A 22200-nucleotide genomic window follows, 5' to 3' on the forward strand; every position below is an offset into this window, starting at 1 on the left:
GTTGACCGACAAGCACATCGCCCAAGGCGGGCCGGCTTGGGAGCGGCCCGGCGCTCGGCCCGCTTACGGGATCGAGCACCCGAATGGATAGAAAGATGGCAATCGAAGAGTCGACCGCGCTGCTGGAGATGCGCGCGATCAGCAAGAAGTTCCATGGAGTGGTGGCGCTGCGCCATGTGGACCTGGCCATCCAGCACGGCGAGATCCACGCGGTCATCGGCGAGAACGGCGCGGGCAAGTCCACGCTGATGAAGGTGTTGTCGGGCGTCTACCCGCACCCGGAGTACGAGGGCGAGATCTGGTTCGACGGCGAGTTGCGCCGCTTCAACGGCATCCGGCACAGCGAGCAGTTGGGCATCGTCATCATTCATCAGGAGCTGGCGCTGATCCCGCAGCTGTCGATTGCCGAGAACCTGTTCCTCGGCCATGAACAGGCGCGGCACGGCGTCATCGACTGGAGCCGCACGCACGAACGCGCCGTTGAACTGCTCCGCCAGGTCGGCCTGAGCGAGTCGCCCAACACGCGGGTCGGCGACATCGGCGTCGGCAAGCAGCAGCTGGTCGAGATCGCCAAGGCGCTGGCCAAGGACGTCAGGCTGCTGATCCTGGACGAGCCGACGGCCAGCCTCAACGAGGACGACAGCAAGGCGCTGCTCGACCTCCTCAAGCGGCTGCGCGAGCGCGGCGTGACCTGCGTGCTGATCTCGCACAAGCTCAACGAGATCGCCGCCGTCGCTGACGCCATCACGGTGCTGCGCGATGGCGCCAGCATCGCGACGATGGACTGCCGCGAGGCCCCGCCGGACGAGGCCAGCATCATCCGGGCGATGGTCGGGCGCGAGATGAAGGACCGCTATCCGAAGCGCGCATCCAGCCCCGGCGAGCCGCTCTTCGAGTTGCGCGACTGGTGGGTCGAGCATCCGCTGCACGTGGGGCGCGAGGCCATCAAGGGCGTCAACCTGAACGTGCGCCGCGGCGAGATCGTCGGCATCGCCGGGCTGATGGGCGCCGGCCGCACCGAACTGGCGATGAGCGTTTTCGGCCGTTCCTGGGGGCGGCGCATCCGCGGCTCCGCGTGGATGGCTGGCCACCAGGTCGACGTGTCGAACGTGCGGCGCGCCGTGAAGGCCGGCATGGCCTATGTGACCGAGGACCGCAAGGCCCTGGGCCTGGTGCTGCACGACAGCATCGCCCGCAACACCAGCCTGTGTCGCCTCGAAGGCGTCTCGCGCCTGGGCGTCATCGACGACGCCGCAGAGCACGCGGTGGCGAGCGATTTCCGCCAACGGCTGGGCACGCGCTGTTCGGGCGTCGCGCAAAAGGTCGGCGAGCTTTCAGGCGGCAACCAGCAGAAGGTGGTGCTGGCCAAGTGGCTGTTCACCGAGCCCGACCTGCTGATCCTGGACGAACCCACACGCGGCATCGACGTCGGCGCCAAGTTCGAGATCTACAGCCTCATCGCCAGCCTCGCCGCAGAAGGACGCGGGATCTTGATGATTTCGTCGGAACTGCCCGAACTGCTCGGCATGTGCGACCGCCTCTATCTGATGAACGAGGGTGAACTCGTCGGCGAAATGCCGGCCGCGGGTGCCACCCAGGAAACCGTCATGCATGCCCTGCTGGGCGCCCACTGAACCGACCCCATGCTTCCCAATTCACTGCGCACCTTCCTGTCCGCGCACCTGCGCGACTACGGCATGCTGCTGACGCTCGTCGGCATCATGGCTTTCTTTCAGGTGGTCACCGACGGCACGCTGTTGCAGCCGTTGAACCTGACCAATCTGTTCCTGCAGAACAGCTACATCGTCGTGATGGCCCTGGGCATGCTGCTGGTCATCGTGGCGGGCCACATCGACCTCTCCGTGGGCTCGGTGTGCGGCTTCGTCGGCGCACTGGCGGCGGTGCTGATGGTCGAGATGGGCTGGCCGGTCCTGCCGGCCTTCGCGCTGTGCCTGCTGGCCGGCGCCGTCATCGGCGGGCTGCAGGGCTGGTTCGTCGCCTACCTGAAGATCCCGTCCTTCATCGTCACCCTCGCCGGCATGCTGGTGTTCAAGGGGTTGGCGCTGGCCTTGCTGGGCGGCCAATCGCTCGGCCCCTTCCCCGAGAGCTTCCAGACCCTCAGCAGCGGCTTCCTGCCGGACTGGCCGGCGGGCGACGAGCATCACCTCACCTCGCTGGGCGCCGGCTTGCTGCTCATCGTCGTGCTGGCGCTGCGGGAACTGGCCACACTCCGCAGGTCGGCCGCGCTGGGCATCGCGTCCGAGCCCGTCGTGCTCTTCGGCCTGCGGCTGGCTGCGCAGTCGGGAGCGCTGGCGGGCCTGGTCTGGCTGATGGCTTCCTACAAGGGCTTTCCGAACGTGCTGCTGATGATGACGGCGCTGATCGCCGCCTATGCCTTCCTGACCCAGCGCACCACACTGGGTCGTCGCGTATACGCGCTGGGCGGCAATGAGCGCGCCGCGCGCCTGTCGGGCGTTCCGACCGAGCGGCTGACGCTGCTGTGCTTCGTCAACATGGGCGTGCTGGCCGCCTTGGCCGGCCTGGTGTTCGCCGCCCGGCTGAACACCGCCACGCCCAAGGCGGGCCTCGGCTTCGAACTGGATGTCATCGCCGCCTGCTTCATCGGCGGCGCGTCTGCGTCGGGCGGCGTGGGCAAGGTCATCGGCGCGGTGATCGGTGCCTTCATCATGGGCGTCATGAACAACGGCATGTCCATCCTGGGCATCGGCATCGAGTGGCAGCAGGTCATCAAGGGCACGGTCCTGCTGGCCGCCGTCGTCTTCGACGTCTACAACCGGCGCAAGGGCTGAGCGGTCAAGGCCGACACCGACGCGATGACGCAAGGATCTCAGCGGCGCGAGCGCCCTGCCTGGCTCATGCGTGCCCGGCTGGCCCTGGCCGCGCCTGCACTGGTGCTGGCGCAGGCCAGCGCCGCCGAGCCGCCACCCCTGCGCATCGTCACGCCCACCAGTCAGTCCATGCCGCTGCTGCGGATGGAGGACCACCGGCCGGTGGACGGCATCCTCAAAGACCTGGGTGAAGCGCTGGCCCGCCGCCTGGGGCTGAGCCCGGTCTTCGTGGCCCTGCCCAGCAAGCGTGTGACGGCCGCACTCGTCTCGGGCGCCGCCGACCTGCTGTGCCACGCCAAGGCGGAATGGTTGGGCGGCAAGCTGCTGTGGACGCAGCCCTTCCTGTCTGGCGCGGGCGTCATCGCAGCGGGGCCCGACGCGCCCGGGGTGTCGCGGCTGCAGGACCTGCGCGATGAGGCGCTGGGCACCGTGCTGGGCTACCGCTATCCGGTCCTCGACCAGGCCTTCGAGCAGGCCGTCAGGCGCGAGGACGTCGCCGACGCGGAAACCAACCTCCGCCGCCTGGCCCTGGGACGCATCCGCTATGCCGTCACCGAGAGGGCCGCGCTCACCTACTACCTCAGGGCCCATCCCGCCGCCGGCCTGCGCGAGCTGATGGAGGTCGAGCCCTACCAGTTGGGCTGCGCGCTATCGCCTCACCGGGCCGAGCTGTTGCCAACCCTGAACCAAGCCATCGAACGCATGATTGCGGACGGCACGCTGGACCGGCTGCTGAACCGATACCGTTGAGCGGCCGTCCGAACTGGACCTTCGTTTCAAAAAGCCCGGGTAAATCCGGTCTGACCAAATTATCAGACGTGGCAAAGTGGCATTACCAACCTCCGACATGACGCTGCGATGAGCGCGCCACCGACAGAACTCTCTCCTTCCCCGCCCCTTCCGCTGCTCAGCATGCAAGGCGTCTGCAAGCGCTTCGACAACGTCGTGGCGCTGGCGGGCGTTGCCCTGCAGGTCTGCCGCGGCGAGGTGCATGCCATCTGCGGCGAGAACGGTGCCGGCAAGTCGACGCTGATGAAGATCCTGAGCGGCGTCTACACGCCCGACGAGGGCGAGATCCGCATCGACGGCGAGCCCCTGCGCATCCAGGGCCTGCGCCACGCCCAGGCGCTGGGCATCGTCATGATCCACCAGGAACTCAACCTGGTGCCGCACCTGACGGTGGCCGAGAACATCTGGCTCGGCCGCGAGCCGCGGCGCGGCTGGTTCGTCGACCAACGCCGGCAACGCGACAGTGCACGCGCCTGCCTGCAGCGCCTGGGCGTGGCCATCGACCCCGACACCCAGGTATCGGCGCTGTCCATTGCGCAGCAGCAGATGGTCGAGATCGCCAAGGCCCTGTCGATGGACGCCCGGCTGCTGATCATGGACGAGCCGACCTCCTCGCTGGGCGAGGCCGACTCGGCGCGCCTGCTGGCCGTCGTCAACGAGCTCAAGCGCGCCGGTGTCGGCATCGTCTACATCTCGCACCGGCTCGATGAACTCGACGAGATCGTCGACCGCGTGACCGTGCTGCGCGACGGCCACTACATCACCACGCGCCGCTGGGCCGAGACCTCCATCGACGAGATCGTCAGCCTGATGGTCGGCCGCGAGCTGAACCAGCAGTTCCCGACGCCCACGCGCCAACCGGGCAGCGAGGTGCTGCTGCGCGTGAACGGGCTGCGGCGCGAGGGCATGTTCGGCCCGCTGGACTTCGAACTGCGGCGTGGCGAGATCCTCGGCTTCGCCGGGCTGGTCGGCGCGGGCCGCACCGAGGTCGCGCGGGCCATCTTCGGGGCCGACCCGGTCGACGGCGGCGAGATCGAGCTGGCCGGCCAAGTCCTCGCCATCCGCTCGCCACGCGACGCGATTGCCGCCGGCATCGCCTACGTGTCGGAGGACCGCAAGGCCCATGGCCTGGCGGTGAAGATGAGCGTGGCCCACAACATCACGCTGGCCAACCTTGGCGCGCTGGCCAGCAAGCTGGGCGTCATCGACGCCGCCGCCGAGCGCAGCACCGCCGAGCGCTTCATCCAGCAGCTCGGCATCCGCACGCCGTCGCCTGAGCAGATCGCCCGGCTGCTATCGGGCGGCAACCAGCAAAAGGTGGTCATCGCCAAATGGCTGTTCCGCCAGGCCCGCGTCATCCTGTTCGACGAACCGACGCGCGGCATCGACGTGGGCGCCAAGTACGCCATCTACGAGCTGATGGACCAGCTCGCTGCGCAGGGCGTCGGCGTCATCCTGATCAGCTCGGAGCTGCCCGAGATCCTCGGTCTGAGCGACCGCGTGGCGGTGTTCCGCCAGGGACAGCTGGCCGCGGTGCTGGATGCGCGCGACTGCAGCCAGCAGCAGGTCATGCACCACGCCTCCGTCGGGTCGAACAGTTCGGCCGAACCCTCCCAGCCGTCGCCGGCAGCCCTTGAACCTGCGCTATGAACGATCGCCAGAAAGACCTCATCCAGAAATTCACCGCGCTGGCAGGGCTGCTCCTCCTGGTGTTGGTGTTCTCGCTGACGAGCAATGCCTTCATGTCGGTCGGCAATGCGATGACGGTGTCGCTGCAGGTGACGACCATCGTCTACCTCGGCATCGGCGCGACCCTGGTCATCCTGACCGGCGGCATCGACCTGTCGGTGGGCTCGGTGCTGGCGCTGTCGGGCGTCGTCGCGGGCATGCTGGTCAAGAGCGGCATGCCGGTGCCGCTGGCGATGTCGGCCGGCATCGTCGTCGGCGCGCTGTGCGGCGCCGTCAACGGCCTGTGCGTCACGCGGCTGCGCCTGCCGCCCTTCATCGCCACGCTGGGCATGATGCTGGTGGCCCGCGGCGTCGCGCTGCAGCTCACCGACGCGCGCGCCATCTCGGGCCTGGGCGAGGCCTTCGGCGCCCTCGGCAACGGAGCGCTGTGGCGCATCGAGGAGATCGACGAGCACGGCTTCCCCAACGTCATCTTTCCCGGCATCCCCTACCCCGTGCTGCTGATGGTGCTGCTGGCCGTGGCGGCCGGCCTGCTGCTGCGCAAGACGACGCTCGGCCGTCACCTGCACGCGGTGGGCTCCAACACCGAGGCCGCGCGCCTGTCGGGCGTGGACGTGGCCGGCGTCACGATGTTTGCCTACGTCACCTCGGGCGCGCTGGCCGGCCTGACCGGCTGCGTGCTGATGTCGCGCCTGGTCACGGCCCAGCCCAACGAGGGCGTGATGTACGAGCTGGACGCCATCGCGGCCGCCGTCATCGGCGGCACCTCGCTGCTGGGCGGCGTGGGCACGATCTCGGGCACCGTCATCGGCGCCTTCGTGATCGGCATCCTGCGCAACGGACTGAACATGAACGGCGTCTCGTCCTTCACGCAGCAAATCATCATCGGCCTGGTCATCCTGCTCACCGTCTGGATCGACCAGCTTCGCAACCGGCGCTGAAGACCGGTTCCCACACAACAGGAGACATTGATGCCCCTTCCCTTTCGCCTCACGCTGCTCGGCGCCTGCCTGACCCTGCTCGGCGCGGCCGCCCAGGCCGGCGAGATCGCCGTGATCGTCAAGACCACCAACTCCACCTATTGGCAGAACGTCAACAAGGGCGCCGAGACGGCGATCAAGGAGACGGCCGGCCACACGCTAACCTTCGCCGGGCCGGCCAGCGAGTCGGCCATCGCCGACCAGGTCAACCTCGTCGAGAACGCCATCAACCGTCGCGTGGCCGGCATCGTGCTCGGCCCGTCGGACCCCGACGCCCTGGTGCCCGTGATCAAGAAGGCCTGGCAGGCGCGCATCCCCGTCGTGCTGATCGACTCCCACGTCTCCGAGGCCGGCAAGCCCTACTACCAGTCCTTCCTGACCACCGACAACCGTGCCGCCGGCGAGCTGTGCGCCAAACAGCTGATCGACAAGATCGGCACCACCGGCAAGGTGGCCGTCATGTCCTTCGTGGCCGGGGCCGGCTCCGAAGTCGGCCGCGTCGGCGCCTTCACCAACTACCTGAAGGCGAATTCCAAGCTGCAGATCGTCGGGCCTTTCTATTCCCAGTCGCAGATGGCCACGGCCATGAACCAGACCACCGACGTGCTGGCCGCCCACGGCGACCTCAAGGCCATCTTCGGCGCCAACGAACCCACCGCCGTCGGCATGGGCCGCGCGCTGGTGCAGAGCGGCCGCGCGGGCAAGCTGTTGGCCATCGGCTTCGACGGCAACCAGGACCTGCAGAAGTTCGTCGACGACGGCACGCTGGCCGGCATCGCCGTACAGGGCTCGTTCCAGATGGGCTACCTGGGCGTCAAGACCATCGCCGACGTGCTGCAGAAGAAGCCCGTGGCCAAGTTCCGCGACACCGGTGTGGTCTGGGTCACCAAGGACAACCTGCGCTCTCCCGAATCCAAGGCCGTGCTGTATTGACGTGACGCGATCCATGGACCGACTTCCCGGCAGATCCATCCTCAGCACCGAACTCCGGCTGACAACGCTGGGCCTCGGCGCGGCCGCGCTCGCGGGCCTGTACGAAGCGGTGGACAACGCCACCGCCGCCGCAACGCTGCAGGCCGCCTGGGACGCCGGCGTGCGCTACTTCGACACGGCGCCGTTCTATGGCTACACGCGCAGCGAGCGCCGCGTCGGCGAGTTCCTGGCGTGCCAACCGCGTGACAACTTTGTGCTGTCCACCAAGGTCGGACGGCTCATGCACGCCGATCCCACGGTGCAGGCCGGCAGCGACGGTTGGGCCGACCCCCTGCCCTATCGCCCGGCATACGACTACAGCTACAGCGGCGTGCGCCGCTCCTTCGACGACAGCCTGCAGCGCCTGGGCCTGACGCGCATCGACATCCTGCTGGTGCACGACATCGGCCGCCTCACCCACGGTGATCGCCATGAGCTGCACTGGCGCGCACTGATCGACGGCGGCGGTTTCCGGGCGCTGGAGGAACTGCGCAACGAGGGCGCCGTGCGCGCCATCGGCCTGGGCGTGAACGAATGGGAAGTCGCCCAGGCGGCGCTGGCGGTCGCACCGCTGGACTGCGTGCTGCTGGCCGGCCGCTACACGCTGCTGGAACAAGGCAGCCTGGCATTCATGAACCAATGCTCGTCGGCGGGGGTCAGCGTCATCATCGGCGGCCCCTTCAACTCGGGCCTGCTGGCCGGCCAGGCCAAGTACGACTACGGCAGCGTGCCGCCCGATGTCCTGCGGCAAGCCCAGGCGCTGGAGGCCGTCTGCGCCGAGTTCGGCGTGCCGCTGCAGGCCGCCGCGCTGCAGTTCCCGCTTGCGCATCCGGCCGTGTCCAGCGTGCTCGCGGGCATGGGCTCGCCCGAGCAGGTGGCGGCCAATGCCGCGTGGGCGCGCAGCCGCGTCCCGCGCGAGTTCTGGCTGGCGCTGCGCGAGCGTGGCCTTGTCCACGCCGACGCCTCCTTGCCGGACGACGGCGCCAAGGACGACGCATGAAGGTCGACGCGCATCAACACTTCTGGCGCCTGGCCGACCGCCAGGGCCAGTGGCCGCCGGCTTCGCTCGAAACCATCCATCGGGACTTCGGCCCGCAGGATCTCGAACCGCATCGGCAGGCCGTCGGCATCGACGCCACCGTGCTGGTGCAGTCGCTGCCGAGCGTCGCCGACACGCATTGGATGCTGGCGGTGGCCGAGGCGACGCCCTGGGTGCGCGGCGTCGTCGGCTGGGTCGACTTCAAGGCGCCCGACGCGGCCGACCAAATCGACGCGCTGGCCCGCCACCCGCTGCTCAAGGGCCTGCGGCCGATGCTGCAGGACCTGCCCGACGACGACTGGATCGCCGACCCGGCCTGCGGGCCTGCGGCCGAGGCGATGCAGCGCCACGACCTGGTGTTCGACGCGCTGGTGCTGCCGCGCCAGCTGCCGGCGCTGCGCCGCTTCGCCGCCCGCCACCCGCGGCTGCGCATGGTCATCGACCACGCCGCCAAGCCGCTGATCGCGCGCGGCACCGTCGAGCCCTGGCTCGGCGACCTCGCCTCGCTGGCCGTCATGCCCCAGGTGCATTGCAAGCTCTCGGGCCTGCTGACCGAGGCCGGCGAGCGCTGCGACGCAGCGGCCCTGCAACCCTATGTTCAGACGCTCTGGGCCTTGTTCGGCCCGCAGCGCCTGCTCTGGGGCAGCGACTGGCCAGTGCTGCGCCTGGCTGCCGCCCATAACGATTACGCCGACTGGTGGGCCCTTGCCCACCAGTTGGCCGCCCAGTTCCACCCCCCTCCCGATGCCGACGACCTACGTGCGCTGTTCGGGGCCAATGCTGTCCGCCTTTACCGACTTGAATCATGTTGACCGTCAGCTGTGAATCCCCCGGCGTTCTCCTCTCCCAAGAACGACCGCTGCCGCAACGTGCCCCTGGCGAGGTGCTGTTGCGCGTCAAGCGCGTCGGCGTCTGCGGCACCGACCTGCACATCTTCACCGGCCACCAGCCCTATCTCAGCTACCCGCGCGTCATGGGGCATGAGCTGTCCGGCATCGTCGAACAGGCTGACGCCGACAGCGGCTTCCAGCACGGCGACGCCGTCTACGTGATGCCCTATCTGTCCTGCGGCCACTGCATCGCCTGCCGACAGGGCAAGACCAACTGCTGCGTGCGCATCCAGGTGCTGGGCGTGCACCGCGACGGCGCCTTCGCCGAGTACGTCAGCGTGCCGCAGCGCTTCGTCGGCAAGGCCGACGGCATCACGCTGGACCAGGCGGCCATGGTGGAGTTCCTCGCCATCGGCGCGCATGCCGTGCGGCGCGGCGACGTCGCGGCAGGGCAGCGCGTGCTGGTGGTGGGCGCCGGGCCCATCGGCATCGGCGCGATGCTGTTCGCGTCGCTGCGCGGCGCCACCGTCACCGCCATCGACGGCCGCCAGGACCGCCTCGACTTCTCGCGCCGCCATGCCGGCGTGGCCGCGGCCGTGCCGCTTGGTGAGGGCGACGAGGCGGCGCTGTCCCGCCTCACCGAGGGCGAGTTCTTCGACGTGGTGTTCGACTGCACCGGCAACGCGGCGGCCATGGAGCGCGGCTTTCGCTTCCTCGCCCACGGCGGACGCTATGTGCTGGTGTCCATCGTGCAGGGCGACATCCGCTTCTCCGACCCCGAGTTCCACAAGCGCGAGGCCACGCTGCTGAGCAGCCGCAACGCCACGACGGAAGATTTCGAGACCGTCATGAAAGCGATGCGCGACGGCCTGGTGCCCGACGCGGCGCTGGCCACGCACCGGCTGGCGCTGGCCGATGTGCCCACGGGCTTCTCGCGTTTGCTGGACCCTGCAGAGGGCGTCATCAAGGCCATCGTCGAATGCTGACGGCGGCCGGCCATCCCATCCTGCAGTTCGGCACCAGCCGCTTCCTGCAGGCGCATGTCGATCTGTTCGTCAGCGAGGCTGCCGAGACCGGCGAGGCGCTGGGTGGCATCACCGTCGTGCAGAGCACGGGCAACCCCGCCAGCACAAGGCGCACGCAGGCGCTCGCGCGCGCCGAGGGTTTCGACGTCATCGTGCGCGGCCTGGTCGGCGGGCAGCCGCTGGAGTCGCGCAAGACCTGCCGCGCCGTGCGCGAAGCCTTCCATGCCGCCAGCGACTGGCCGGCCGTTCGCGAGCGCGTGCGCGGTCCGGTGCAGGTGATCGTCTCCAACACTGGCGACGGCGGTTGGACGCTCGACGCCGGCGACGCAGCGCCGCTGCTGGCGCCCGACGCCACGGCGCCTGCATCCTTTCCCGCCAAGCTGCTGGTGCTGCTGCACGGCCGCTGGCAGGCGCAGCCGCATGCCGGCTTGACGCTGCTGCCCTGCGAGCTGGTGTCGCGCAACGGCGACGCGCTGCGCAACCTCGTCTTGACGCTCGCCTGTCAATGGCAATGCGCGCCCGCCTTCATAGCCTGGCTGCAGACCGGGCCGGTCTGGGCCAACTCGCTCGTGGACCGCATCGTGTCCGAGGCGCTGGAGCCTGTCGGTGCGGTGGCCGAGCCGTATGCGCTGTGGGCCGTCGAGACGCAGCCCCGGCTACAGCTGCCCTGCCGGCACCCGGCCATCGTCATCACCGACGACCTGGGCCGCCATGAACGACTCAAGCTCTTCCTGCTCAACCTTGGCCACACCCTGCTGGCCGAGCTGTGGATGAAGGGCCACCTGCCCGCCGACATGACGGTGCTGCAGGCCATGCAGGCCCCCGCCCTGCGCGACCCGCTCGAAGCCGCCTGGCAGCAGGAGGTGCTGCCGGTGTTCGACGCCCTCGGCCAGGGCGACGAGGCGCGCAGCTACCTGGTCGGCCTGCGCGACCGGCTGCTCAACCCCTTCCTAGCGCATCGCCTGGCCGACATCGCGCAGAACCACGCGCTGAAGAAGGCGCGCCGCCTGCAGCCCGTGGTCGACCTCGCACGCCAGCACCTGCCCGGCCTGCGCCAGCCGCTGCTGCTGGCCGCACTGGCATGAAAGTGAGCCCCTCGCCCATGCTCGCTTCGCTGAACGCGAGCGAGTCTGGTCTGGGACCGCGCTGCCGCTTGCGCCGCAGCGCTTCGGCAGGGACGGCCAGTCCACTGGACTGGCCGTGTCCGGCCTCAGCCCCCGAGGGGACGGCGATGCTTGCGGCATTGAGCCGCAAGCACATCGCCAGACGGGCCGGCTTGGGAGCGGCCCGGCGCTCGGCCCGCGACGCCACTACTCATGCATCGCGGGTACCGCGTACGCGGCATGGATAACTGATCGACGCTCAAAAGGAACACGCAATGCAACGCATGGGCGTGGTGATCGGCATCGCGCCGGAGCACATCGCCGAGTACAAGCGCCTGCACGCGGCCGTCTGGCCCGCCGTGCTGGCGCGCCTCGCCGCGTCGAACATCCGCAACTACAGCATCTTCCTGCGCGAGCCGGAGAACCTGCTGTTCGGCTACTGGGAGTACCACGGCAGCGACTACGCGGCCGACATGGCGGCGATCGCGGCCGACGTCGAAACCCGGCGCTGGTGGACCTTCTGCAGCCCCTGCCAGCGACCGCTGGACAGCCGCGCCAACGGCGAGCACTGGGCGGCGATGGAGTGCGTCTTCCATGTCGACTGACGCCGCAGCAGCCCTCATCGTGCTGCACCACAGCGACAACGTCGCCGTCGCGCGCGTGGCGCTGACCGCAGACGAAGCACTCCCCCAGCTGCTCGTGCGCAACGCCATCGCCGCCGGCCACAAGATCGCGCTGCGCGACATCGCGGGCGGCGAGGTCGTGTTGAAGTACGGCCAGCCCATCGGCGTGGCCAGTCGGAACATCTCGGTCGGCGAGCACGTGCATTCGCACAACCTGGCCATGGCGCGCGCCGAGCCGGCACCGACCGGCCAAACGGCACGCCCGATGCCCTCCGCGCCGAGCGAGCACCTGACCTTCGAGGGCTATCTGCGCGCCGACGGTCGCGTCGGCACGCGCAACTACATCGGTGTGCTGTCCAGCGTCAATTGCTCCGCCACCGTCTGCAAGGCCATCGCCCAGGCCTTCAGCGGCGACGCGCTGGCCGCCTGCCCCGGTGTGGACGGCGTGGTCGCCATCACCCACGGCAGCGGCTGCGGCATGAGTGCCGAGGGCGAAGGCCTGGAGGTGCTGCGGCGCACGCTGCGCGGCTATGCGACCCACCCCAACTTTGCCGGCGTGGTGCTGATCGGACTGGGCTGCGAGGTGAACCAGGTCGACCCGCTGGTGCAGGGCTTGCCCGCCGACGCGCGCGCTCGCATCCACACACTGACGGTGCAGCAGGCCGGCGGCACGCGCGAGGCCGTCGAATTCGGCAAGCAGCTGGTGCGCGAGCTGGCGCTGCAGGCCGGCACCGCCCGGCGCAGCCCGGTGGCGCTGTCGCATCTCGTCGTCGGCCTGCAATGCGGTGGCTCCGACGGCTACTCGGGCATCAGCGCCAACCCGGCGCTCGGCGCGGCTGTGGACCTGCTGGTGCGCCACGGCGGCACCGCCATCCTGTCGGAGACGCCCGAAATCTATGGCGCCGAGCACCTGCTTACCGCACGGGCCGCGTCGCCCGACGTGGCCGAGGGGCTGCTGGCCCGCATCCGCTGGTGGGAGGCCTATGCCGCGCAGCATGGCGCGCAGCTCGACAACAACCCTTCGCCGGGCAACAAGGCCGGCGGCATCACCACCATCCTGGAAAAGTCGCTCGGCGCCGTCGCCAAGGGCGGCAGCAGCACGCTCAACGACGTGGTCGAGTACGCGCAGCCTGTCAGCGCGAAGGGCCTGGTCTTCATGGACACGCCGGGCTATGACCCGGTGTCCGCCACCGGCCAGGTGGCCGGCGGCGCCAACCTGATCTGCTTTACCACCGGCCGCGGTTCGACCTATGGCTGCAAGCCCACGCCATCACTGAAGCTGGCGACGAACACGCGGTTGTTCGAGCGCATGCCACTGGACATGGATTTCAACGCCGGCGGCATCGTCGACGGCACGCAGACGGTGGCCGAGGCCGGCGAGGCGCTGTTCCGCCTGATGCTCGACACCGCCTCAGGCCGCGCCACGCTCAGCGAGCAGCACGGCCTGGGCGACAACGAGTTCGTGCCCTGGCAGCTGGGTGCGGTGATGTAGCAGGCCGCCCGACGGCGGCGCGCATCAAGCGGCGTTGGCGGCTGCCTTGACGGCAGCTTCCACGGGGTCGCCCGTCCAGCGACCATGCGACGCGATCAGGTGGCTGCACATGGCAGCGGCGGCGGCCTGCGGGTTGCGCGCTTCCAGCGCCTGCAGGATGGCCTCGTGCTCGGCCAGCGCCGTCTGCCAGGTGTGCACCGATTCCACATGCCCGCTCATCCGCGACGACAGTGGGCTGTGGCGCCCGTCGAACAGCGTGCCCACCATGTCGACCAGCACCGAGTTGCCGCCCATCTCCGCGATGCTGATGTGAAAGCGGCGGTCGGCGTCGACCGGCTTGCGGCCGTGGGCATGGTCTTCGCGCATGGCGTCCAGCGCCTCCTCGACGCGTCGCAACCCCGCCTTGGTGACCCGCGCCGCGGCGAGCGTGATGACGGCGCTTTCCAGCACGACCCGTGCCTGCATCAGCTCGGCCGGGCTGTCCCCCAGCGCAGAGGTCGCCGTACCGCCAGGCTGCTGACCGGCGGTCACGTAGATGCCCGAGCCGCCGCGGATCTCGATGCGGCCGTCGATTTCCAACGCGATCAGGGCCTCGCGCAGCGAAGGCCGGGACACGCCGAGCTGCAGCGCAAGCTCGCGCTCGGCGGGCAGGCGGACACCGGCCGCGAGCCCTTCCGACGCGATCAGCGCGCGGACGCGGTCGGCGACGAGTTGGTATTGGCGGCGCGTCTCGCTACCGCGGGTGGCATTGGGCATGTTGGATAAGAAGTGGTCACTGGACTGACCAAATGCTAGCGCTCTCAGCGCCGTCCGCCGGCATCACGAAAACCCTTGTCACCGAGCCGTCAAACCGGCATGGCATTCACGGCATGGGCTTCCGCCGGCTCGGCATGCCAGCGGCCGTGCGACGCCAGCAGATGGCTGCCCATGGCGGCGGCGGCGGCCTGCGGATTGCGCGCCTCCAGCGCGTCGAGGATGGCCTGGTGCTCGGCCAGCGCAACGTGCCAGCCGAGCGGCGATTCGAACCGTCCACTCATGTGCGAGGAGATCGGGCTGTGGCGACCGTCGAACAGGCTGCCCACCATGCTGAGCAGTACCTGGTTGCCGCACATCTCGGCAATGCCCATGTGGAAGCGCCGGTCCGCATCGACCGGCTTGCGTCCGAAGGCATGGTCTTCGCGCATGGCGGCCAGCGCCTCGGCGACGCGTTGAAGGCCGGCTGGCGTGACGCGGGCCGCCGCCAGCGTGATGACCGCGGTTTCGAGCACGACGCGGGCCTGCATCAACTCACCCGGGCTCTCGCCCAGCGCCGAGGTGGCCTCGTCGCCCCGCTCCGGGCTGGCACAGACATAGACGCCCGAGCCGCCACGGATCTCGACCCGGCCGTCGATCTCCAGCGCGATGAGCGCCTCGCGCAGCGATGGCCGGGACACCCCCAGCTGAGCGGCCAGGTCGCGCTCGGCCGGCAGCCGCGCACCCGCGGCCATGGCGTCGGTCTCGATCAGCGCACGGATACGGTCGGCGACGAGCTGGTACTGGCGGCGCGCTTCACCGCTGCGAGGAGGATGGGCCATGCTTCCCTGGCATTAATTGGACTGACCACAATGCTAGCGCTCACAAGCTGCAAATTTTCACCTCATGCTGAAAACCCCTGGTCGGCTCGGCCGGGCGTCACGAGGTGCGGGTATCTACCGGTAAGACCAAAAGCAGCCTATGGCAAAGTGGCATGACCAAATTGGTTTGACCGAAGGCGGTCGGACCATCCGTATCCACTTTCAAGGTCCACTCCACACCAGACCACGATCCCATGCCGGTCGGCGCGAGCGCGTCTCCGGCTCGTTCCGCACATCATGATGAATCTCCTGTTGAGCCGCCTCGCCCTGGTGGCAATGGCCGCTGCCCTGCCCCTGGCCGCCATCGCGGCACAACCGCCCCGTCTCGTTGAACGTGACGGCCGCCATGCGCTCATCGTCGACGGCGCGCCCTTCACCATCCTCGGCGCGCAGGTTCACAACTCCAGCAGCTACCCCGAGGCGCTGAAGAAGGTCTGGCCCGCCGTGGCCGACATCAATGCGAACACCGTCGAAGTGCCGGTGGCCTGGGAGCAGGTGGAGCCGGTCGAGGGCCGCTTCGACTTCTCCTTCGTCGACACCCTGCTCAAGCAGGCACGAGAGCGCAAGGTGCGCGTGGTGCTGTTGTGGTTCGGCACCTGGAAGAACACCAGCCCGCAATACACGCCGGCCTGGGTCAAGTTCAACAACCAGCGCTTCCCCCGCATGGTCGAGCCGGACGGCAAGAACAGCTACTGCCTCTCGCCGCTGGGCGAGGAGACTCTCAAGGCCGACAAGCGTGCCTTCGTCGCACTGATGACGCACCTGAAGAAGGTCGACGAGAAGGACCGCACCGTGCTGATGGTGCAGGTGGAAAACGAGGTGGGCACCTTCGGCCTGGTGCGTGACTTCGGCAAGCGCGCCCAGGCCTTGTTCGAACAGGACGTGCCGGCCGCCGTGCTGGCGCGCAAGAAGGCGCCAGTGCCGGGCGCGGCCAAGGGCAACTGGCGCGCCGTCTATGGCGACTATGCCGACGAGTACTTCCATGCCTGGGCCAAGGCCCGCTACATCGGCGAGATTGCCAAGGCCGGCCGCGCCGTCTACGACCTGCCGATGTATGTCAACAACGCGCTGCGCGACCCGCTGGAGCAGCCGCCCAAGCCGTGGAACAAGAACTTCGCCAGCGGCGGCCCGACCTACGACGTCATCGACATCTACAAGGCCGCCGCGCCCGCCATCGACATCGTCGCGCCCGACATCTACAACACCGAGTCGGCCAAGCTCGATGCCAACCTGGACAAGTTCAAGCGCACCGACAACGCCTTGTTCGTGCCCGAGATCGGCACCACCGAGCTGTATGCGCGCTACCTGTACCCCATCCTCGGCCGCGGGGCCATCGGCATCGCGCCGTTCGGTGTCGACTACTTCGACTACGCCAACCATCCGCTGGGCGCCAAGACCAACGACAAGGCCACGCTGGAACCCTTCGCCAGGATCTATGCCGCCTTCAAGCCCATGCTGCGCCAGTGGGCGCAATGGGCCTTCGACGGCCGCACCTACGGCGTGGCCGAGCCCGACGACCATGCCGACCAGCATGTGACGATGAAAGGCTGGAAGGCCCACGTCACCTTCGGCCAATGGCAGTTCGGCGAGCGTGAATGGCCCAGCAACCAGAAGGAGAAGCCGGCCCATGCCGACAAGCTGGTCGGCGGCGTGTCCATCGCGCAGATCGGCGACGACGAGTTCCTGCTGGTGGGCCAGCAGGCGCGCGTGCGCATCGACGACATCGAGGGCAGCGGCCGCGCGCTGATCGACCACGTCGAGGAAGGCCGTTATGACGCCAACGGCAAATGGGTCATGGAGCGCCGCTGGAACGGCGACCAGGTCGACTGGGGCCTGAACTTCGTCGCCAACCCGCGCGTCATCAAGGTCAAGATGGGGCGCTACAAGTGAGCGCTGTCCGCGAGACCGTCCTTACCGCGCTGCTGACGACGTCGGTCTTCAGCGCCCAGGCTCAAGCCGCGCCGGACATCACCATCCTGCCCGCACCGGCAAGCGCCTGGCGCACCGTCGTCGGCCACTGGGAGACGCAGGCCGAGCTGAGCGGTGACAGCGTCGTCCTGCCCGCGCCCACCGCCGAGTACGCCCGCGCCAGCACGCTGGGCGCCAGCGCGCTCGGCAGCGGCGGCAAACGCGAAGCCGTGCTGCTGGACTGGAAGCAGCTGTGGTCGGCGACGCTGCGCTTCGAGTCGCGCCAGCCGCTGGACCTGCGACCCTACCTGGGCGGCACGCTGGAGTTCGACCTCGACGTGGCCGAGTTGGGCCAGGGCGGCGTGCGCGCCAAGCTGGCCTGCGGTGACGGCTGCGAGCGCGGCGTCAACCTCATCGCACCGGCACGCGCCGCCACCGGCAAGGGCTGGCAGCGCATCGCCCTGCCGCTGAGCTGCTTCGTGCGCGAGGGCGCCGACTTCTCCAAGGTCAGGCTGCCGTTTGCACTCGACACCACGGGCACGGGCCGCGTCAGCGTGGCCAATGTGCGCATCACGCGCGAGGCCAGGCCAGGTCTTGCCTGCCCGGACTACCGCACGGAGTCCGTCACGCCCGCGATGCTCGACGAGTCCTGGGCCGTCGACTGGTGGCTGCCCCGCCACAAGGAAAAGCTCGCGGAGAAGCGCAAGCTCGTCGACGCCGGCACGCCGCCGCAGATCGTCTTCATCGGCGACTCCATCACCCAGGGCTGGGAGAAGGAAGGCCGCGAGGTCTGGCAACGCCACTACGCCCGGTTGAACGGCCTGGCGCTGGGCTTTGGCGGCGACCGCACGGAGAACGTGCTGTGGCGGCTGCAGCAGGGCGAGATCGACGGCATCGCACCCAAGGTGGCCGTGCTGATGATCGGCACCAACAACACCGGCCACCGCGCCGAAAACCCGGCCACGACGGCCGCCGGCATCAAGCGCCTGGTCGACGAGATCCGCCAGCGGCTGCCGCAGACGCAGGTGCTGCTGCTGGCCGTCTTTCCGCGCGGCGAGAAGCCCGACGATTTCTTGCGCGGCATCAACGAGCGCGTCAACCAGCTGATCGCCGGCTTTGCCGATGGCAAGACCGTGCACTTCCTGAACATCAACGACGCGCTGCTGAACGCCGACGGCACGCTGGGCAAGGACGTCATGCCCGACCTGCTCCACCCCAACGAGAAAGGCTACGGCCTCTGGCAGCGCGCGATGGCGCCGACGCTGGACAAGCTGCTGGCCACGCCCCGATGACCGATTTCAATCCGACCCGCCGCAGCTTCGTCGCCGGCACCACGCTGGCCAGCACCCTCGCCGCGCTGCCGGCCTTCGCCCGCAGCGGTGCGGCCCAGCTGGCCGACGATTCGCTGACGCTCTGGTACGACCGCGCCGCCGGCCCGTGGATCGAGGCGCTGCCCATCGGCAGCGGCCGCCTGGGCACCATGGTCTTCGGCCGCCCTGCGCAGGAGCGGCTGCAGTTCAACATCGACACGCTCTACGGCGGCGGCCCCTACGTCCAGGACAACCCGAAGTTCAGCGAGGCCCTGCCCAAGGTCCGCGCCCTCATCGACGAGGAACGCTGGAAGGAGGCCAACGCGCTGGTCTCCGACTCGCTGATGGGCAAACCGATCAAGCAGATGCCCTTCAGCGGCGCCGGCGACCTGCTGCTGGACTTCCCTAGCGTGAAGGCCGCGGCACGCTATCGCCGCAGCCTGGACCTCGACAGCGCCATCGCCACCACCACCTTCATCGACGGCGGCGGTCGCCACCGGCGCGAGGCCTTCTGCAGCGTGCCGGACCAGGTGACCGTGATCCGCCTGGAGATCGAGGGCGACGGCACGATCGACCTCGACCTCGGCTACCGCCACCCCGACTACCAGCCCTATGGCGGCTTCGGCGACACCAAGTACGACCAGCACGGCGTCGTCTTCGTCGGCGCGCCCTGGGACCACCGTGAATCACACTATGCGGAGAAGCGCCCGTCGACGCTGACGGTCCGCGCCGACGGCAGCGACGCGCTGCTGATCGAGGGCCGCAACGTGCAGGCCTTCGGCATCCCCGGCCAGCTGCGCTATGCACTGCGCGTACAGGCCATCGGCGACGGTCGCATCGAGGCGGCAGGCGACCGGCTGCGCGTGCGCGGCGCGCGCCAGCTGACGCTGCTCGTGTCCGGCGAGACCAGCTATGTGAACTGGCAGGACACCAGCGGCGACCCCGTGGCCGCGGTTCGCCAGCGCATCGCCGCCGCCGCGCGCAAGCCCTTCGCCAAGCTGCGCGACGACCATCTGAAGGCCCACCGCGCGCTGTTCCGCCGCCTGCACATCGACCTCGGCGGCCACGCGGCCAATGCCCGCCCCACGCACGCCCGCATCGCCGGCGTGCCGCGCGAACCCGACGCGGCGCTGACGGCGATGTACGTGCAGTACGCGCGCTACCTGCTGCTGTCGTCGTCGCGGCCGGGCAGCCAGCCGGCCAACCTGCAAGGCGTGTGGAACGAGGTGCTGCACCCGCCGTGGGAGGGCAAGTACACGATCAACATCAACACCGAGATGAACTACTGGCCCGCCGGGCCGGCCAACCTGGACGAGTGCGTCGAGCCACTGCTGAAAATGGTGGAAGACCTCGCCGTCACCGGCGCCCGCACCGCGCGCAACAGCTACGGCGCGCGCGGCTGGGTCGCGCATCACAACACCGACCTGTGGCGCGCCACCGCGCCCATCGACGGCCCGCTGTGGGGCATGTGGCCCACGGGTGGCGCCTGGCTGTGCACGACGCTGTGGCAGCACTACCAGTTCAACCCGAGCCCGGCCCTGCTGCGCCGGCTGGTGCCGCTGTTCAAGGGTGCCTCGCTGTTCTTCCTCGACACGCTGATCGAAGACCCCAAGGGCCGTGGCCTCGTCACGTCGCCCTCGTCGTCGCCCGAGAACAACCACCATGCCGACATCGCCCTGTGCGCCGGGCCGGCCATGGACCGCCAGATCCTGCGCGACCTGTTCGACGCGGCCCTTGCGGCACAGGCACAGCTTGGCCAGGACGACCCGGCCTTCACCGCCGCCGTCCGCAAGGCGCGCGCCCGCCTGCCGGCCGACCGCATCGGCGCGCAGGGCCAGCTGCAGGAATGGCTGGGGGACTGGGATGCCTCGGCCACCGACCAGCAGCACCGCCATGTCTCCCACCTCTACGCCGTCTACCCGAGCGAGCAGGTCAACGTGCGCGACACGCCCGCGCTGGCGCAGGCCGCACGCGTGACGCTCAACGCCCGCGGCGACGAGAGCACAGGCTGGGCCACCGCCTGGCGGCTGGCGCTGTGGACGCGCCTGGGCGACGGCGAGCGGGCCTACAAGATCCTGCAGGGCCTGCTCGGGCCGGCGCGCACCTACCCCAACCTGTTCGACGCGCATCCGCCCTTCCAGATCGACGGCAACTTCGGTGGTGCCGCCGCCATCCTGGACATGATCGTGCAGTCCTGGGGCGGCGAGGTGCACCTGCTGGCCGCCCTGCCCAAGGCCTGGCCCGACGGCCGCCTTCACGGCGCGCGCGCGCATGGCGGTGTCGAACTGGATGTCGACTGGCAGGCCGGCCGCCTGACGCGGGTGCGCCTGCGCGGCCCGGCCCAGGCGAGCGTCGCGCTGCGCTACCGCGGCCAGCGGCTGGCGATCAAGCTCGATGCGCGCGGCCACGCCCGGCTGGGCGGTGAGCAGTTCACTGCTGCGACATGAACGACGCCGTCGCCCCGACCGCAGCGGATTGGCGATACCGGCCCGGTGTCGTCACCCCGCGGCGTGCCGACCAGGGCGATGGCAGCTTCCGCAACCCCATCGTGGCGGGCGACCATCCCGATCCGACCGTCCTCAAGGACGGCGCCGACTACTACATGAGCTTCTCGGCGCTGCAGTCCAGCCCGGCCGCGGTGATCTGGCATTCGCGCGACCTGGTGAACTGGGCCCCCATCACCGCCGCGCTGACCCAGCCGCTGGGCAGCGTCTGGGCCATGGACCTGGTCAAGCACGGTGGGCGCTACTTCATCTACCTGCCCGTGCTGCGCCACAAGCGCGTGGCCCTCTACGTCATCCATGCCGACGACATCCGCGGGCCGTGGAGCGACCCGGTCGACCTGAAGCTGGACGGCTGCCTCGACCCCGCCCATGCAGTGGGCGAGGATGGCCGGCGCCACCTCTTCGTCAATGGCGTGCGGCGCATCGCCCTCAGCGATGACGGCCTGGCCACCATCGGCAGCCTGGAGGCGGTGCACCGGCTCCGGCCGGGCTCCTGCGATGCCGAGCCGGACTCGCTCGCCGCCGAAGGCCCGCGGCTGCTGCGCCGCGGTGGCTTCTTCTACATGCTGAGCGCCGTCAGCAGCCCCGGCGCCGACAGCCATGTGCTGGCCGTGGCGCGCTCGACGTCTGTACTCGGCCCCTGGGAGGACTGCCCGTTCGACCCGATGGCCGGCATCGCCAGCAGCGGCCAGGCGTGGCGCACGGGCGGGCATCCCAGCCTGGCCGAAGGCCCGGCGGGCGACTGGTGGATGGTTTGCCATGGCTACGAGGACGGCTACCGCACGCTCGGCCGACAGGCCCTGCTGCAGCCGGTGGACTGGACACGCGACGGCTGGTTCCGCGTCAGTGGCGAACCGCTGGACCGACGCCAGCGCAAGCCCGGCGGTGGCCAGGCGAGCCCCGCCGCGCCGGGTCCCGCCGACGAGCTGACGCTGAAGCGCCTGGGCCTGCAGTGGCGCTTCTTCGACGCGGCGGCGGATGAGTTCCAGCGCGCCCGCGACGATGGCCGCGGCCTGGTGCTGCGCGGCAAGGGCACGGGCCTGGCCGACTGCTCGCCGCTGACCTGCGTGGTGGCCGACCACAGCTACGAGGCCGAGCTGGAGTTCGAGCTGGTCGGCAACGTGCAAGGCGGGCTCGCGCTGTTCCACGATGCGCGCGGCTTTGTCGGCATCGGCATCGGTGACGGCCGCATGCATACCTACAGCTATGGCCAGGCGCATCGCTGGATGCAACAGCCGGTGCCGGGCCGCCGACATCGCCTGCGCCTGACGAACCACCGTCACCTCATCAGCTTCGAACACGCCAGCGGCGAGGGCCCCTGGGTGCCCAACCCCTGGCTGCAGGCCGTTTCGGCGCTGCACCAGAACGTCTTCGGCGGCCTTCACAGCCTGAAGCTGGCGGTCTTCGCCGCCGGCGACGGCGAGGTGCGGCTGCACCGCTTCAGCTACCGAGGCCAGCACCACTGATCCACCGC

At 69.5% G+C, this 22200-nt stretch carries 18 protein-coding genes; 16 read left to right on the plus strand and 2 right to left on the minus strand.

The window, feature by feature from the left end; all coding sequences use genetic code 11:
- Positions 1-95 precede the first annotated feature (95 nt).
- The 12 genes from mmsA (at position 96) to ASC81_RS08170 (ending at position 13391) form a co-directional block, all read left to right on the plus strand.
- On the plus strand, positions 96-1634 hold the full coding sequence (gene mmsA, locus ASC81_RS08115; protein WP_056265049.1) for a multiple monosaccharide ABC transporter ATP-binding protein: 1539 nt from the start codon (positions 96-98) through the stop codon (positions 1632-1634).
- Between the two features lie 9 nt (positions 1635-1643).
- The gene (mmsB, locus tag ASC81_RS08120) at positions 1644-2810 is read left to right on the plus strand and encodes a multiple monosaccharide ABC transporter permease (protein WP_056265051.1); all 1167 of its coding nucleotides are present in this window, start codon (positions 1644-1646) and stop codon (positions 2808-2810) included.
- A gap of 24 nt (positions 2811-2834) precedes the next feature.
- Complete coding sequence (locus ASC81_RS08125) at positions 2835-3599, plus strand: ABC transporter substrate-binding protein (protein ID WP_082536364.1); 765 nt, start codon at positions 2835-2837, stop codon at positions 3597-3599.
- A 162-nt stretch (positions 3600-3761) separates the two neighbouring features.
- Positions 3762-5288 (plus strand): sugar ABC transporter ATP-binding protein, encoded by a 1527-nt coding sequence (locus ASC81_RS08130; protein WP_369820845.1) that lies wholly within the window; start codon positions 3762-3764, stop codon positions 5286-5288.
- The gene (locus ASC81_RS08135; RefSeq protein ID WP_056265060.1) at positions 5285-6268 is read left to right on the plus strand and encodes an ABC transporter permease; all 984 of its coding nucleotides are present in this window, start codon (positions 5285-5287) and stop codon (positions 6266-6268) included. Before ASC81_RS08130 ends, ASC81_RS08135 begins: the two co-directional genes overlap by 4 nt.
- Before the next feature lie 30 nt (positions 6269-6298).
- A complete protein-coding gene (locus ASC81_RS08140) occupies positions 6299-7240 on the plus strand; it encodes an ABC transporter substrate-binding protein (RefSeq protein ID WP_056265062.1) in 942 nt (313 codons plus the stop codon).
- A 13-nt stretch (positions 7241-7253) separates the two neighbouring features.
- Positions 7254-8279: an aldo/keto reductase gene (locus tag ASC81_RS08145; protein WP_056265064.1), complete on the plus strand. Its 1026-nt coding sequence runs from the start codon at positions 7254-7256 to the stop codon at positions 8277-8279.
- On the plus strand, positions 8276-9130 hold the full coding sequence (locus ASC81_RS08150; RefSeq protein ID WP_056265067.1) for an amidohydrolase: 855 nt from the start codon (positions 8276-8278) through the stop codon (positions 9128-9130). The genes ASC81_RS08145 and ASC81_RS08150 overlap by 4 nt, the downstream gene beginning before the upstream one ends.
- Complete coding sequence (locus ASC81_RS08155; protein ID WP_056265070.1) at positions 9124-10134, plus strand: zinc-binding alcohol dehydrogenase family protein; 1011 nt, start codon at positions 9124-9126, stop codon at positions 10132-10134. Before ASC81_RS08150 ends, ASC81_RS08155 begins: the two co-directional genes overlap by 7 nt.
- Entirely contained in the window at positions 10128-11258 is a 1131-nt protein-coding gene (locus tag ASC81_RS08160) for a D-mannonate oxidoreductase (RefSeq protein ID WP_056265072.1), read from the plus strand. Before ASC81_RS08155 ends, ASC81_RS08160 begins: the two co-directional genes overlap by 7 nt.
- A gap of 293 nt (positions 11259-11551) precedes the next feature.
- Positions 11552-11881 (plus strand): L-rhamnose mutarotase, encoded by a 330-nt coding sequence (locus tag ASC81_RS08165; protein ID WP_056265075.1) that lies wholly within the window; start codon positions 11552-11554, stop codon positions 11879-11881.
- Positions 11871-13391, plus strand: a complete 1521-nt coding sequence (locus ASC81_RS08170; protein ID WP_056265076.1) for a UxaA family hydrolase — start codon at positions 11871-11873, stop codon at positions 13389-13391. The genes ASC81_RS08165 and ASC81_RS08170 overlap by 11 nt, the downstream gene beginning before the upstream one ends.
- A gap of 24 nt (positions 13392-13415) precedes the next feature.
- Here the strand turns inward: ASC81_RS08170 and ASC81_RS08175 are convergent, their stop codons facing one another.
- Positions 13416-14147: a FadR/GntR family transcriptional regulator gene (locus tag ASC81_RS08175; protein WP_056265079.1), complete on the minus strand. Its 732-nt coding sequence runs from the start codon at positions 14145-14147 to the stop codon at positions 13416-13418.
- 89 nt (positions 14148-14236) lie between these two features.
- The gene (locus tag ASC81_RS08180) at positions 14237-14965 is read right to left on the minus strand and encodes a FadR/GntR family transcriptional regulator (RefSeq protein WP_056265082.1); all 729 of its coding nucleotides are present in this window, start codon (positions 14963-14965) and stop codon (positions 14237-14239) included.
- Positions 14966-15256: 291 nt separating this feature from the next.
- Between ASC81_RS08180 and ASC81_RS08185 the strand changes: the two genes are divergently transcribed.
- The 4 genes from ASC81_RS08185 to ASC81_RS08200 are packed head-to-tail and all read left to right on the plus strand — an operon-like array spanning position 15257 to position 22192.
- Entirely contained in the window at positions 15257-16894 is a 1638-nt protein-coding gene (locus ASC81_RS08185) for a DUF5597 domain-containing protein (RefSeq protein WP_235533598.1), read from the plus strand.
- Complete coding sequence (locus ASC81_RS08190) at positions 16891-18204, plus strand: GDSL-type esterase/lipase family protein (protein WP_235533599.1); 1314 nt, start codon at positions 16891-16893, stop codon at positions 18202-18204. The genes ASC81_RS08185 and ASC81_RS08190 overlap by 4 nt, the downstream gene beginning before the upstream one ends.
- Positions 18201-20669: a glycoside hydrolase N-terminal domain-containing protein gene (locus tag ASC81_RS08195; protein ID WP_056265087.1), complete on the plus strand. Its 2469-nt coding sequence runs from the start codon at positions 18201-18203 to the stop codon at positions 20667-20669. Before ASC81_RS08190 ends, ASC81_RS08195 begins: the two co-directional genes overlap by 4 nt.
- Positions 20666-22192, plus strand: coding sequence for a family 43 glycosylhydrolase (locus ASC81_RS08200; protein ID WP_056265091.1), 1527 nt, complete (start codon positions 20666-20668; stop codon positions 22190-22192). Before ASC81_RS08195 ends, ASC81_RS08200 begins: the two co-directional genes overlap by 4 nt.
- Positions 22193-22200 lie beyond the last annotated feature (8 nt).

The sequence above is a fragment of the Pelomonas sp. Root405 genome, from assembly GCF_001425165.1.
GTDB lineage: Bacteria > Pseudomonadota > Gammaproteobacteria > Burkholderiales > Burkholderiaceae_C > Pelomonas.